Origin of the sequence: Mesobacillus boroniphilus (assembly GCF_018424685.1) — a bacterium.
GTDB lineage: Bacteria > Bacillota > Bacilli > Bacillales > Cytobacillaceae > Mesobacillus > Mesobacillus boroniphilus_A.
Genome location: NZ_QTKX01000001.1, coordinates 1,685,951 through 1,700,201 on the forward strand (window position 1 = coordinate 1,685,951; position 14,251 = coordinate 1,700,201).

At 42.4% G+C, this 14,251-nt stretch carries 13 protein-coding genes; 1 reads left to right on the plus strand and 12 read right to left on the minus strand.

The features are described 5' to 3' along the window. Positions 1 to 91 precede the first annotated feature (91 nt). From odhB to DYI25_RS08605, 5 genes are all read right to left on the minus strand, one after another. On the minus strand, positions 92 to 1,393 hold the full coding sequence (gene odhB, locus DYI25_RS08585; protein WP_213367976.1) for a 2-oxoglutarate dehydrogenase complex dihydrolipoyllysine-residue succinyltransferase: 1,302 nt from the start codon (positions 1,391 to 1,393) through the stop codon (positions 92 to 94). After that, entirely contained in the window at positions 1,380 to 4,235 is a 2,856-nt protein-coding gene (gene sucA, locus DYI25_RS08590) for a 2-oxoglutarate dehydrogenase E1 component (RefSeq protein WP_213367977.1), read from the minus strand. The genes odhB and sucA overlap by 14 nt, the downstream gene beginning before the upstream one ends. A gap of 274 nt (positions 4,236 to 4,509) precedes the next feature. Next, positions 4,510 to 4,746, minus strand: coding sequence for a hypothetical protein (locus DYI25_RS08595; protein ID WP_213367978.1), 237 nt, complete (start codon positions 4,744 to 4,746; stop codon positions 4,510 to 4,512). A gap of 223 nt (positions 4,747 to 4,969) precedes the next feature. Then, positions 4,970 to 6,028, minus strand: a complete 1,059-nt coding sequence (gene mnmH / locus DYI25_RS08600; RefSeq protein ID WP_249745290.1) for a tRNA 2-selenouridine(34) synthase MnmH — start codon at positions 6,026 to 6,028, stop codon at positions 4,970 to 4,972. Between the two features lie 143 nt (positions 6,029 to 6,171). Then, positions 6,172 to 6,750: a hypothetical protein gene (locus DYI25_RS08605; protein ID WP_213367980.1), complete on the minus strand. Its 579-nt coding sequence runs from the start codon at positions 6,748 to 6,750 to the stop codon at positions 6,172 to 6,174. A gap of 424 nt (positions 6,751 to 7,174) precedes the next feature. Between DYI25_RS08605 and DYI25_RS08610 the strand changes: the two genes are divergently transcribed. After that, complete coding sequence (locus DYI25_RS08610; RefSeq protein ID WP_213367981.1) at positions 7,175 to 7,774, plus strand: class I SAM-dependent methyltransferase; 600 nt, start codon at positions 7,175 to 7,177, stop codon at positions 7,772 to 7,774. A gap of 94 nt (positions 7,775 to 7,868) precedes the next feature. Here the strand turns inward: DYI25_RS08610 and trpA are convergent, their stop codons facing one another. From trpA to trpE, 7 genes are read right to left on the minus strand one after another with little or no spacing between them, the layout of a single operon-like run. Next, a complete protein-coding gene (trpA, locus tag DYI25_RS08615) occupies positions 7,869 to 8,642 on the minus strand; it encodes a tryptophan synthase subunit alpha (protein ID WP_213367982.1) in 774 nt (257 codons plus the stop codon). Then, positions 8,642 to 9,847 (minus strand): tryptophan synthase subunit beta, encoded by a 1,206-nt coding sequence (gene trpB, locus DYI25_RS08620; RefSeq protein WP_213367983.1) that lies wholly within the window; start codon positions 9,845 to 9,847, stop codon positions 8,642 to 8,644. Before trpB ends, trpA begins: the two co-directional genes overlap by 1 nt. 1 nt (position 9,848) lies before the next feature. Beyond that, the gene (locus DYI25_RS08625) at positions 9,849 to 10,466 is read right to left on the minus strand and encodes a phosphoribosylanthranilate isomerase (protein ID WP_213367984.1); all 618 of its coding nucleotides are present in this window, start codon (positions 10,464 to 10,466) and stop codon (positions 9,849 to 9,851) included. Continuing rightward, on the minus strand, positions 10,456 to 11,250 hold the full coding sequence (trpC, locus tag DYI25_RS08630) for an indole-3-glycerol phosphate synthase TrpC (protein ID WP_213367985.1): 795 nt from the start codon (positions 11,248 to 11,250) through the stop codon (positions 10,456 to 10,458). The genes DYI25_RS08625 and trpC overlap by 11 nt, the downstream gene beginning before the upstream one ends. A gap of 1 nt (position 11,251) precedes the next feature. Continuing rightward, positions 11,252 to 12,277, minus strand: a complete 1,026-nt coding sequence (gene trpD, locus DYI25_RS08635) for an anthranilate phosphoribosyltransferase (protein ID WP_213367986.1) — start codon at positions 12,275 to 12,277, stop codon at positions 11,252 to 11,254. Then, on the minus strand, positions 12,261 to 12,863 hold the full coding sequence (locus DYI25_RS08640) for an anthranilate synthase component II (RefSeq protein ID WP_213367987.1): 603 nt from the start codon (positions 12,861 to 12,863) through the stop codon (positions 12,261 to 12,263). Before DYI25_RS08640 ends, trpD begins: the two co-directional genes overlap by 17 nt. Continuing rightward, entirely contained in the window at positions 12,844 to 14,241 is a 1,398-nt protein-coding gene (gene trpE / locus DYI25_RS08645) for an anthranilate synthase component I (protein ID WP_213367988.1), read from the minus strand. Before trpE ends, DYI25_RS08640 begins: the two co-directional genes overlap by 20 nt. Between the last annotated feature and the right edge of the window lie 10 nt (positions 14,242 to 14,251).

Below are 14,251 nucleotides of genomic sequence, written 5' to 3' on the forward strand. Positions count from 1 at the left end.
TACGACCATCGCCATCCATACCTCCAGACTCAAACATCTGTCTAATGATAAAAAAGCACTGCCGAAAAAATTCCTGGCAGTGCTTTAATAGTTAACCCTGTAACAGCAATGATTCTGGGTCTTCCATCAGTTCTTTAATTCGTTTTAAGAAAGTGACGGCTTCCTTTCCATCAACAATCCGGTGGTCATAAGATAGTGCGATGTACATCATCGGCCTGTTTTCCATCCGTTCTTTATCGATGGCAACGGGACGCAGCTGGATTGTATGCATTCCGAGAATCCCTACCTGCGGACCATTGATGATCGGTGTTGAGAGCAGTGATCCAAATACGCCTCCATTGGTGATTGTAAAGCTTCCTCCCTGAAGGTCCTTCAAGGAAAGTTTGTTTGTGCGGGCCTTTTCAGCCAATTCGTTTATATCACTTTCAATTTCGGCAAAGTTTTTTCTGTCGGCATCCCTGATGACTGGGACAACTAGTCCTTCATCAGCAGCGACAGCGACTCCTATGTCATAAAACTTTTTGAGGACGATTTCATCTCCCTGGATTTCAGCATTCAAGTAAGGAGTCTTTTTCAATGCTGCCACAACTGCCTTCGTGAAAAATGACATAAATCCTAAGCGAACATCATTCTCCTCATAGAAGCGGTCTTTCCATTTCTTTCTCAATTCCATAACGGCCGTCATATCAACTTCATTGAATGTCGTAAGCATCGCCGCTGTCTGTTGAACTTCGACCAGCCTGTTTGCGATAGTCTGGCGTCTACGTGACATCTTGATACGCTCGACCCGGCTGTCATCATCTGCGTTTCCGGAAGGAGCAGACTTTGGCGCTGCTGCTTTTTCATTAGGCGGCTTTTGAGTATTTTTCTGCTGAGGAGTATATGCCTCCACATCCTGTTTCCTTACTCTGCCAAGCGGGTCCTGAGAAGCTACCTGGCTCAAATCAATGCCCTTTTCCCTTGCCAGCTTTCTTGCTGCAGGGGAAGCGATGATCCGCTCCGGCGCTCCGTCAGTATTGGATTGATCTACGGATGCGCTGATTCCGGTCTTTTGTCCTTCGACCGACCCATTTTCATGCTTGACAGGTTCATCAGGTGACTCGGTTTCCCTGCCTGCGTCCGCTTGGGCAGAATCATTCCTGCCATTATCAACAGCCTGTTGTTCTCCAACAATTGCGATTGCTTCCCCAACCTTCACTGTATCCCCTTCTTCAGCGAGGAGCTCAGTTAATACTCCATCATAGTCAGAGATAATTTCAACATTAACTTTATCGGTTTCCAGTTCAACGATATATTCACCTTTCTCGACTTGATCACCCTTTTTTTTCAGCCATTGGGCAATCGTTCCCTCGGTGATTGATTCGGCCAATTCAGGAACTTTAATCTCTGCCATTTTGATTTCCTCCTCCATTTTTCCTTGTCAGTGCATCACTTACAATTCTTGCCTGCTCCAACTTGTGGATGTTTGGATCTCCCTCTGCCGGGCTTGAACGTCTTCTCCTGCCAATATAGGAAGCTTCTATCCCTTTCGGGGCAGCTTCATTGATTCTCGGCTCAACAAAGGTCCATGCACCCATATTCTTTGGTTCTTCTTGAACCCAGACAATTTCTTTTAAGTTCGTATAACGACCAAACATTTCTTTTAATAGTTCAAGCGGGAAAGGATAGATTTCCTCGATTCTTAATACATGCAGCCATCCATGCTCTTCCGGTTGTATCTTTTCAGCGATGTCTATGCTCACTTTTCCAGTGCACAAAACCACTCGCTCTACTTTTTCTGTCTGCCCTCCAAGCCCTGGCTGTTCTATGATCGGCTTGAAGCTGCCTTCGGCCAATTGGTGTGGGTCCGCTGCAACCGTGGTATTTCTCAGCAGGCTCTTAGGTGTCATCAACACTAGAGGTCGGACTGCTTCCTGCTTTAAAATCGCCGCCTGTCTTCTAAGGATATGGAAATATTGAGCCGCGGAGGAAAGGTTTGCAACAGTCCAGTTATTTTCAGCGGCAAGTGTTAAAAATCTTTCTACTCTTCCGCTTGAATGCTCTGGCCCCTGGCCTTCATATCCATGAGGCAGAAGCATGACCAGTCCTGATTTTTGTCCCCATTTCGCTCTGCCAGCCGCCACAAACTGGTCGAACAAGACCTGAGCAGCATTTGCAAAATCCCCATATTGCGCTTCCCAAAGGACTAAAGTTTCTGGGGCGAATACATTATAACCATATTCAAAACCCACTACAGCTGCTTCAGAGAGCGGGCTGTTATGAATGGAGAAGGACGCTCTTGCATCAGGCAAAATATGGAGAGGTGAGAATTGCTCTCCAGTTTCACTATCATGCAAAACCAGGTTTCTCTGCGCAAAGGTTCCTCTCTCAGAATCCTGTCCAGTAAGTCTGACTGGTATGCCATCTTTAATGATGGAAGCAAACGCTAAAGTTTCCGCCAGGCCCCAGTCTATTTTACCGTCCGCAGAAAAGGCATCTTTCCTTCTTTGGAGGATTTTCTCTAGTTTATTGAAGACATTGAATCCTTCAGGCCAGTTAAGGAGATCCGCATTTATTTTACTTAATACCTCAATTGGCACTCCAGTTTCTATCTGTGGTATTCCCATTTCCACTACTTCCGGGATATCAGGTTCGTTGGTTACTTCCTTTTCTTTTTTTGGAACCTTTTCGTATGCTTCTGTCAGCCTGGTCGAGACTCTTTGCTCAATCTCGGTTCTTGTCTCTTCTGACATGGCACCTTGGTCAACGAGCTTATTTCCATAGATTTTCTTCACTGTCGGATGTTTGTGGACAAGCACATACAATTCAGGATTAGTGGTCATTGGCTCATCCATTTCGTTATGGCCAAATCGTCGGTACCCAATTAGGTCTATCAAGAAATCCTTTCCGAAGGTCTTTCTGTACTCAAATGCCAGCCTGGCTGCCATCAAGCATGCCTCCGGGTCATCAGCATTTACGTGAATAATTGGAATTTCATATCCCTTCGCAAGGTCACTGGCATAACGAGTGGAGCGTGAATCCATTGATTCGGTCGTGAATCCAATCGTGTTGTTAGCGATGACATGAATCGTTCCGCCAGTTTTATATCCATGCAACCGGCTCAGGTTCAACGTTTCAGCCACAATTCCCTGCCCCGGGAATGCAGCATCACCATGGATCAGGATGGCCATTGCTTTCACCGGATCATATTTAGCGTAACCGGGTTCGATCCTGTCATCCTGTGCAGCGCGGGTAAAGCCCTCTACCACTGCACCTGCAAACTCCAGGTGGCTCGGGTTATTGGCCAGTGTCAGTCTGGCGTTTGCTGTGTTGTCCGACTTTATTTTCCGATCAAGACCAAGGTGATATTTAACATCGCCAGTCCAGCCGAAATTAATCCCGATTGATCCTTCTGATGGGACCAGTTCTTTGTTTGGTGCATGCTGGAATTCAGCAAAAATCATTTCATACGGCTTACCCAGAACATGGGCAAGGACATTGAGTCTCCCCCTGTGGGCCATTCCAATATTTATCGTTTCAACACCATTATTCACTGCCCCAGCAATGACTTCATCAAGAAGGGGCACCATCGAATCCAGGCCTTCGATGGAAAACCTCTTTTGCCCAACGAAAGTCCGGTGCAAATACTTTTCAAAATTTTCGACCTCTGTAAGACGTTCGTATAAACCGATTTTTCTTTCCGTTTCGACATCAGGAATTAGTTCACCAGACTCAACCCTCTTCCTTAGCCATTCTTTTTCAGCCATTTCATTTACATGTTCAAATTCATACGCAATCGTATCGGAGTAAACTTTTTTAAGAAATTGAAAAGCATCTTTCCCATTCTTAATAGAAGATGGGGCACTCGGACAAATAAGCTCTACTGGAATTTCCGTCAAATCAGCTTCATTCAGTCCCCATTTCTCATAGTCCTCAAGTTGTGGATCTTCGCTGCCAGACTGCAAGGGATAAATATTTGCAGATAAATGGCCGTAAGAACGAATATAATCAGCATATCTTAATGCAGCTGCTATTTTTACCGGAGACCCTGCTGCCTTTCCAGCAGGAATCACTTCATTACTCTCTTGTGATGCTATAGATTGAATCTTAGAATGCTGTTCAAAATATTCCTTGATATCAGCATCAACGGAATTAGGATCTTGAAGGAACATTTCATATAATTCATCGACATACCCTTGGTTTGGACCATGAAATCCCGGCCATATTGCTCTGTTTCCTGAAACTGGCTTTTTCACAAGAAAACCCCCTTGCCATTTCTAATATTCGCTAATTATCAGTTACCCTGTCGTGCTCATTTTTAACTGTTAATTCAAAGAATAATAATATTATTCAGATATCAAACGTTTACATTAATATTTTAACATGATATTTTCTTTTAACCAAAGGTTTTGACTATCATGATAGTGTTAATTAAATAACAAAATTTTATTATTCCAGAAAAACTATCCCTTTTAAAAAGGACAACAAAAAAACCGGTTAGACCGGCTTTTTGAATTTGTTCCTTATTATCTATAAACTCATCATAGTAGCATACATATTTTTTGGTGCAAAAAGGTTATTTCTTTTTTCAATCTGACTAGGCTCGATCATTTCACTATGTTCCACAGGCAATTCAATATGCCCGCATGTGATGCACTTCTGAAATCTTGCTCCAGCTGTGAAAACGTCTACACCATCATTGGTTGTAAAACCCACATGCTCCTCGTGCAATGAAAACCGGTGGTGGCATTTTTTCGATTCGCGCATATTTCATCCTCCTGTTAAGTTCCTCATTTAATTATATATCAAATATTCAGAATTTTGCGTGACAAATATCATAATTAAAACTCAATTCGCAAAATAATTACAGCGTGCATTCAGAAGGGTTCCAGGCCTTTTCAGACAAATTCCCTATTTAGAGCAAAAATTAAAATAGAAAAAGGAAAGCATTATAATGCCTTCCCTACTTAATTACCTTTTATTCTTAATTTTAAACCGCTGTTGAGTCAGAAAAAGTGTTTTGGATTTCTTTTTCAATATTTTTGATGACGTCGGAGTCGTCTGCATCAATTTCATTAAAAGGTCCCTCATAGTCTAGAAGTGCGTGGTTATATCGAGGGTCATAATAATGGACAAGTAATATCTCGATTAATTCTTTATAATTTTTTTCTTCAAGGGCAATCGCAAGGGATGGTGAAACTTCATGATTGATTCGTTTTATAAGTTTTGATACCTTCTCCCTGACTGCCTCTTCAAACCAGGCTTCTCCCATAAAAGGTTGTACATATTCAATGTATATCCGCTCGACTCTTCTAGATATTGAGCTTTTCACCAGGTAATGGATTCCATTCACCTTTTTCTCGAGCATTTCTACCGGCTGGGCTGCACGCCCGATCCTTTTGCTCTCCGCTTCAATGATAAAGTAGTTGGAATCTTTTATTTCATTCAGCCTTTCAAATAACAAAGCATCAAATATTTTTTGATTGTGTGCCTCTCCCATGCCAATCATTCCAAAAATGGATCCTCTATGGTTTGCCATTTGTTCCAGATCGACAACAGGGTATCCCTTTTCCTGGAGAGCCTGCAATATGTCCGTTTTGCCAGTACCTGTCATTCCATGCAAAACAATGGCCTTTTCAGGCAGCAATTGAGGAATTCTTTCCAAAATATATTCCCTGTATGCCCGATAACCGCCCTCCAGTCGCAATGCAGGTATTCCTGCGTATTCCAGGAAGGAGGCAACAGACTTGCTCCTCATCCCGCCTCTCCAGCAATGAATCACAGGTTCAGCACCTGTCTTCTTGAGGTCCTTTATCTCGCCAAGCAAGCGTGGAAGCTTAGGAGAAACAATTTCCATTGCCCGCCATTTGGCCGCTTCTTCACCGGATTGCTTATAAAGTGTGCCTATTTCCTGTCTTTCCTCATCTGTGAATAATGGTATATTGACCGACCCGGGTATTGCCGAATCACGATGCTCGATTGGCGCCCTGACATCGACTGGTATAAATTCTTTTGAGCTGATTAATTCTTGTACTGATATGTCTTTCATTTCTCGATTGACCTCCATGGTCTCTTGTGTGAAACTACATCTATCTATTGTACCTAAAATAAGCAGAGTTTTCACCATTATAACCTTAAATCCATCCTATCCTATCATTTTATGCAATAGAAAAAACCGCAGAAGATCTGCGGTCAACACGAAAACTGCTTGCCAACCAGTTCACTGACTGCCCGGCAGAATTCTTTCCATTGGTTCGGAAAGGAGTCAAGTCCCCTGCTTTCATATGTTTTTCCTTTCGTTTTTAGCTGTACTGACCAACTGGTACCGTCCACTACAATACCTTCTGTTTGGTAATCTTCTTCCCACTCCCATAACTTCAAAGGGTATAGTTTCTTTTTAAAATCTTCCACGCTGCCGAATGTACCAACGTTAAGCGGTCCGGAAGCTTTTGAATCCAGATGCCATTCGAAGTAAGTAAAGATATTCCTTTTAAAATCTATTCTCACCCTCATTTCAGGACCAGGATATCCATGCAAAACAACTGTCATAAAAACAGGCTCTTTATCTGGCCTTATTGAAACGATGTCATCTTTTAATAGAAATAATTCTTTATTGCTGCTAACAAGTGTTTTTATATAGGAAGGTTCTACTATATCCTTCCTCTCACTGACAATACTTTGATCTTGTTCACTCATTTCCTTACAAATTACTGGTATCGTCGCATTTCCCTTTTTTCCTAAAATGTCGAGAATCGCTTCGTACATTTTCATCTCGTTCAACGTCCTTTTTTAAAACTAAATATTTCGTCTTTTTAATTTTCAACCATAAAACTTTAAGTAAAGTATATACAACAAATATTTGAATGTACTGTAACAAATCGCACGCTTTTTTTAAAAAATAATGATTATTTCATCTGACAAATTCAGCCATTTTTTTCAACAGCCCCCATCTTTGTGTAGTATATTGTCTTTTTCTGCGCTTTCCCGAGAAATAATTTTCAGAATAGACTGTCATTATTACCAGACATCCTTTTATCGATTTCCAAAAGTCAACACCTGGTTTCAGTAAATATTGGACCCTTAAAAGGATAGACATTATAGGCATCAAAAGGTTGTGAAGTTTAAAAATAAGCGATAACTGGTATATAAGAAAAAAACAAAAATTATGGGTTAATCAAAGCAGGAGTGACTGTAAATGATGGATTCAATGGCAAAGCAGTTCGAGAAGCCAAGAGGGATACTTGGTAAGCTTGCAGGAACGATCATGTATTTTGAGAATCGGAAAATTAATAGATGGAGCATACAAAAGCTTCAAGTCCATAAAAATGACCGTATTTTAGAAATTGGGTTCGGTCCCGGATATGGCATTAAGACTTTGATGTCAACTTACCGCGGAATAGAGGTAGATGGAATAGACATTTCCTCCAAAATGAAGAACGAGGCGACAAAGAGAAATAAAGAATGGGTTGAACAAGGGAAAGTACATTTGACTATAGGCGATGTTGCCGACTTTCAACCAGATTATTCATACAATAAAATCATTTCCGTAAATAATTATCCACTCTGGGACAAACCACTGACTTCCTTAAATCACCTGCTCCGATTGTTGAAGCCAGGAGGAAGAATAGTCCTTACTGTCCAGCCGCGCGAAGAAGGATCGACGGCTCAAACAGCAAAACAACTGGGAGAAATGATGAAAAAAGATTTGCTTAGTACCGGATTCAAAAACCCAGAGGTATCTTATCTGCAGGTAAGACCAGTTTTGACTGTATGTGTCACCGCCGAAAAGGAATAGCCGCTGCTTGGTAGGCAGCGGCTATTCTAGTAAAGGTTTTGGATGATTACCATAGAGATGCCAATATGCTAATGGGTTCTGCTATTCATTAACACTAGGTCAAACTAACCTCTTCAGCAGTACGCACGAGCTGTTTAATTCCAGCCAAATCCCCTTTTTCAAATAAATCAATAATTTTACTTCCAACTATCACGCCATCACAATGCTCGCACACTTCTCTGACTTGTTCAGCGTTTGAAACTCCAAACCCTGCTAACACCGGGACAGGGCTGACACTTTTTACAGAGTTCAGGAAAGTGGCCAGCTCCCCGCTGAAATTGTTTCTTGCACCTGTGATACCGGTTACGGTTACTGCATAAATGAACCCTGTTGCCCTGGAGCCAATTTCTTTTATTCTCTCAACTGGTGTTGTAAGTGTCACCAGCCTGATTAAAGAGATTCCATGCTGCTCAAGCGCTGGGAGAATGAAATCTTCCTCCTCAAGCGGAAGGTCGGGGATGATGCAGCCTGATGTTCCAGCGTTAGCAGCATCCTTAGCAAACTTTTCAATCCCATAGGCTACAAGGGGATTCAAATAGGTCATCAGAATAAGAGGGATCGAGATTTCAGTTTTGAAGCTTTGAATATTCTCCAGTACCTTTCTCAACGTCGTTCCATTGCTAAGCGCCCGGATACCAGCTTTCTGTATTGTAGGTCCATCCGCAACAGGATCAGAAAAGGGGATACCAATTTCTATGGCATCGGCACCACACTCTTGTAAAAACAGCAACTTCTCTTTAAGGCTTTCGAGCCCACCATCTCCAGCCATTATATATGGAACAAAAGCCTTCTTTCCTTTTTCAGTCAGAGCTTTTTTAATACTATCCATTATTCCAGTCCCCCAATCCTGTCTTTTATTGTCTGTACATCCTTATCACCACGGCCAGATAAGCAGACAACGATACTCTCAACTTTGCTCATCCGAGCGGCTAGCTTCACTGCGTACGCAATGGCATGAGCGCTTTCCAATGCAGGTATGATTCCCTCTAATTTTGAAAGCAGTTGAAATGCATGAAGTGCTTCATCATCCGTTACGGATTCATATTTGATTCTATTAATATCATGCAGGTAGCTGTGTTCAGGTCCAATGCCAGGATAGTCCAGGCCAGCAGATATCGAATGCGCCTCCTGAATTTGACCGTCATCATCCTGAAGAAGGTACATCATCGCACCGTGAAGGACACCCGGTTTCCCTTTAGATAGTGATGCAGCATGCTTGTCAGTTGCCAGGCCGAGACCTGCAGCTTCCACACCATAAATAGATACACTTTTATCCTCAATGAACGGATAAAATAAGCCAATTGAATTGCTGCCCCCTCCAATACATGCAACAAGTGCATCAGGAAGCTTCCCTTCCTTTTCGAAAAATTGCTGTTTTGTTTCTTTACCGATGACACTTTGAAAGTCACGAACCATTTTTGGGAATGGGTGAGGGCCCATTACAGATCCAAGGATATAGTGAGTATCGCGGACGTTTGTAACCCAGTAGCGAAGAGCTTCATTGACCGCATCCTTCAATGTACCGCTGCCAGCATTCACACTTATTACTTTAGCTCCAAGAAGTTCCATTCTGAAAACATTTAATTGCTGACGTCTGATATCCTCTTTACCCATGAAGATGACACATTCCAGATTCAACAAGGCACAGACTGTTGCTGTTGCAACTCCGTGCTGCCCAGCCCCTGTTTCAGCAACGATCTTCCGCTTCCCCATTCTTACTGCAAGCAGGGCCTGCCCAACAGTATTGTTGATTTTATGAGCTCCTGTATGGTTGAGGTCCTCGCGCTTTAGATATATTTTCGCTCCACCAGCATGCTCCGAGAGATTGCCAGCCAGGTATAATGGCGTTTCTCTCCCGACGTAATCCTTCATTAATATTTCCAGTTTGCTATTAAACTCCTCGTCCGCCAGCGCTCTGTTGTATTCCTTCTCCAATTCAAGAACAGCATGCATAAGTGTTTCGGGTACAAACCTGCCTCCGTAATTTCCAAAATGCCCCTTTTTATCCGGTAAATTATAAGTACTTGCACTCATCCTACTTTTCCTCCCCCGACTTTTTTGCGTTATAGATAAATTCTTTTATTTTTAGTAAATCCTTTTCACCATTGCTTTCGACTCCGCTGCTTACATCAACCATGATGGGCTTAACCTTTGCTATCGCCTGTCTGACATTTTTAGGATTCAGGCCGCCCGCTAAAATGATATTTGATTTTAAATGGCCAAATAGCTTTGCCTGTTCCCAATCAAAGCTCGAACCATTCCCTCCGCGGTATTTCCCTGGCGGACTGTCAAGGAGGATATAGTCAGCTTTTATTGTTTCAACTTTCATTAGATCCTCCTGCGACCTTACGGATTGAGACCTAATTAGCGGGAGGCCGATCGTTTCATATTCACTTGGATTTTCGTCACCATGAAGCTGTATATGTGTCAGGCCAGCCGTTCTGGCGATTTCTTTTACTATTAGAGCATCTTCGTTTACGAAGACTCCTACCTTCCAGACGTGTTCCGGTAACTCATCAATAATCTTTTTTGCCTGAAAAACTGTTATTTGCCTTTTGCTCTCTGCAAAGACAAATCCAAGAGCATCTGCACCGTATTCCACAGCATGACTCGCTGCTTCCACTGTTTTAATTCCGCAAATCTTAACCTTCATGTAGATCCCTCACGATAGGAACAGTGAACTGAGTGAATGTATTTTTAATATCTGATGAAGTCATAAAAGTCTCACCAATCAATACTCCACTTGCTCCTGCAGCTGATGCCCGGGCAATGTCTTCCCTTGTTTTCATTCCGCTTTCGCTGATTAGCAAGGCACCTGCCTTTTTAACATGCGGACCAAGCTTTTCGGTATTTTCCATATTGACCTCGAATGTTTTCAAATTACGATTGTTGATTCCGATTAAAGCAGCGTTTATTTCTAACGCCTTCTCAAGATCTGTCTGATCATGGATTTCAACGAGGCATTCGAGCCCTATAGATGATGCATAAGTGTGCAGTTCCGCCAATTTTCCCACAGACAGAACTGAAGCAATCAACAAAATCACATCTGCCCCGGCAGAACGTGCCCTGTCTATTTGTATTTCATCTACGATAAAATCCTTGCACAGAATCGGCAGGTCTACTACCTCTCTTACTTTTCTCAGATCATCAAAGGAACCTTTGAATCCCTTTTGATCTGTTAATACTGATATAGCTGTTGCTCCCGACTCGGCATAGAGAATTGCTTGCTGTCCAGGATCCAAGTCAATGTTGATGTCTCCTTTTGAAGGGGAGGCTCTTTTGAACTCCGAAATGATTGCAATATCTTCTGCTCCCCTTAACGCTTTGATTAACGAACGGGTTTTATAAGGGAAATCTGGAAAAACCTCTGTCGCCTTCTTTAATACTTCTACTTCTGTTTTTTTTCTTTCAATAATTGAGTCGAGTATTGTACCCATTTCAGCCCACCGCCTTATTATTTCGTTTGCTGATGTCAATCAGATTCTCCAATTTCCGAAGCGCATTGCCCGAATCGATGCTTTCGGCCGCCTGAGCGACTCCCTCAAGTATTGATGGGGCATGACCCGCAGTATAAATCCCAATTCCCGAGTTCAGAAGCACGGTATCACGGTGTGCTCCTTTCTTGCCTCGAAGGACATTCAACAATATCTCCGCATTATCCCTAGCATCACCGCCGCGAATACTGGCATTGTCGTACTCTGGCAAATTCACTTCTTCAGGTTGAAGTTTCATATGCCTGATTTCACCTTGAGTTACTAACACCATTTCGTTCACACCTGAAAGGGAAGCCTCATCCATCCCACCCGCTCCATTAATGACAATAGCGCGCTTCCTGTTCAGGTTCGCAAGTACATGGGCAAACTTATCAAGTAAATCCCTGCGGTAGATTCCAAGCAGCTGATAATCAAGCTGGACAGGATTCGTGAGAGGCCCAATCAAGTTAAAGATCGTCGGAATTTTCAGGTCCCTTCTTACTTTCATGATCTGTTTTAGTTTTGGGTGGACATGTGGTGCAAAAAGAAAAGCAATCCCATTTTGTTCAAGAATTTCTTCTGTAGCTTCGGGAGAGAAGTCAAGGCTAACCCCGAGCGCCTCGAGAACATCTGCACTCCCAGTCTTGCTCGACACGCTTCTGTTGCCATGCTTGGCAACCGTAATCCCGGCACCAGCTATAACAAAGGCTGAAGTAGTGCTAATGTTGAAGCTTTTTGAACCATCTCCTCCTGTTCCACAATTATCCAGAACATTCGGTATTTTCTTTGTAAAATTCAGTGCATGCTTCCTGATTGCCTTTACTAATCCTGATACTTCCTCTGCTGTTTCTCCCTTTGATTTAAGACCTGTTAAAAAGGATGCAATCTCACTGTCTGTTATATCCTGTTTAAAAATTCCCTGCACTGCTTCTTCCATTTCATACTCCATGAGTGATTTACCTTCTATGAGCTTTTCAAGATAATGCTTCATAAGCTAAAGTCTCCCTTCTGATTTCAGCTAAAAAATTCGATAAAATTTGCTTTCCACTCACCGTTCCTATTGATTCCGGATGGAATTGAAGACCGTACAGCTGATAAGTTTTATGCTTAATTGCCATGATTTCTTTGTCATCAGCCGCTTCAGCAAGGACTTCAAAATCTTCACTCAAGGTTGTACGGTCTATTACCAAAGAGTGATATCTCATGACTTCTGGTTTATCTTCTAAATTTTTCATAAGTGATTTTCCGTTATGATATAACGGTGACTCCTTACCATGCCTGATTTTTTTCGCCTTGATAATCGAGCTGCCATATGCCTGACCAATCGCCTGGTGGCCAAGACAAATCCCCAGGATCGGGATGGATGGAGCCAACTGTTTCACAACTTCGATGCATATTCCAGCATGTTCAGGCCTGCCAGGACCGGGTGAAAGAACGATTCCCTCAGGCTCCATTTCCAATATCTCCTCAATGGTCACTTTATCATTGCGCACTGTTAACACTTCAGCTCCCAACTCACTCAAGTATTGGTAAAGGTTATATGTGAATGAATCATAATTATCGATCAGAAGTATCATTAGCGGCCTCCATCAATGCTTTTAATTTATGGTTCGTTTCATCAAACTCTTTTGTTGGATCTGAATCATAGACAATTCCAGCACCCGCTTGAAGATATCCTTTGCCGTCCTTCACAACCAGGGTTCGAATCGCCAGTGCAAAATCCATGCTTCCACAAGCAGAAAAGTAACCGACAGCCCCTGAGTAGACACCCCTTTTTTCAGCTTCAAGTTCGTTAATAATTTGCATCGCTCGTATTTTCGGTGCACCTGATACAGTCCCTGCAGGAATGCATGCCGCCAGTCCGTCAATCGGATGCGCATTTGGCAGCAGCTTCCCGCTCACTTCAGAAACTAGATGCATGACGAACTGATATCTCTCTACCTCCATGAATTTTTTGATCATGACACTGCCAATTTCACATATCCTGCCTAAGTCATTCCTTGAGAGATCGACAAGCATTTTATGTTCAGCCAATTCTTTTTCATCCTGCCTTAATTCGATTTCTTGCAAAATATCTTCCTCTGCCGTTCTCCCTCTCGGTCTCGTACCGGCAATCGGATTAGTAGTGATAGTCCCATCTTGAAATTTCACAAGACTCTCAGGCGAAGACCCTGTGACCATATAACTTTCAAAGTCAAGAAAATACATATATGGCGACGGATTGTTCACGCGCAATTTACGATAAAAAGAAAACGGGTCTCCTTTTGCGTCTCCTGTTAACCTTCTCGATAATACAACCTGAAAAATTTCTCCCTCTTCAATAAGGGACTTTGCTTTCCGAACTGTATCTTCAAACTCCTCCTTGTTTTGTGACGCTTTAAAGTTTTTCAAAGAAAATGTCTCGGAAGGCTGCTTTTTGCCGGCTGAACTTAGCTCTGCTTTGCGGCTCGTTATTCTCTCCAATAGGTCTTCATTGCCATAGCCGGGAAAAGGAATCCCAATTAGGTTAATCTTTTGTTTCAGGTGATCAAACACAATGACTTCATTGAAGAACATCAAATGGGCTTCCGGCATATCTAGAGAATCCTCTTTAAGTAATCCAATCTGTTCAAATTCACGAATGAAATCATAGCTCACATAGCCCACACCACCGCCGATAAAAGGGATATCCGATGCAGGGTTAATTTTTGGAAGCATTGTTTTAACCGCTGTCGAGAAGGGCTCATCAATATGGACTTTAGTTCCTTCTCTAACCAGGTATGTCTCACTCTTCTCGTTTAAAAGCTCAAAAACTGGATCACAGCCAATAAAAGAAAATCGTCCTGAGTCATTATGCTTATGGGAACTTTCGAGAAGGAATTTTTTCTTTCCAGAAACCATCTGGTATACAGATATTGGGGTTAATGTATCCCCTTCAATCTCTTCAATAATGATATTTGGTGATTCAACCTTCATATAAATCCTC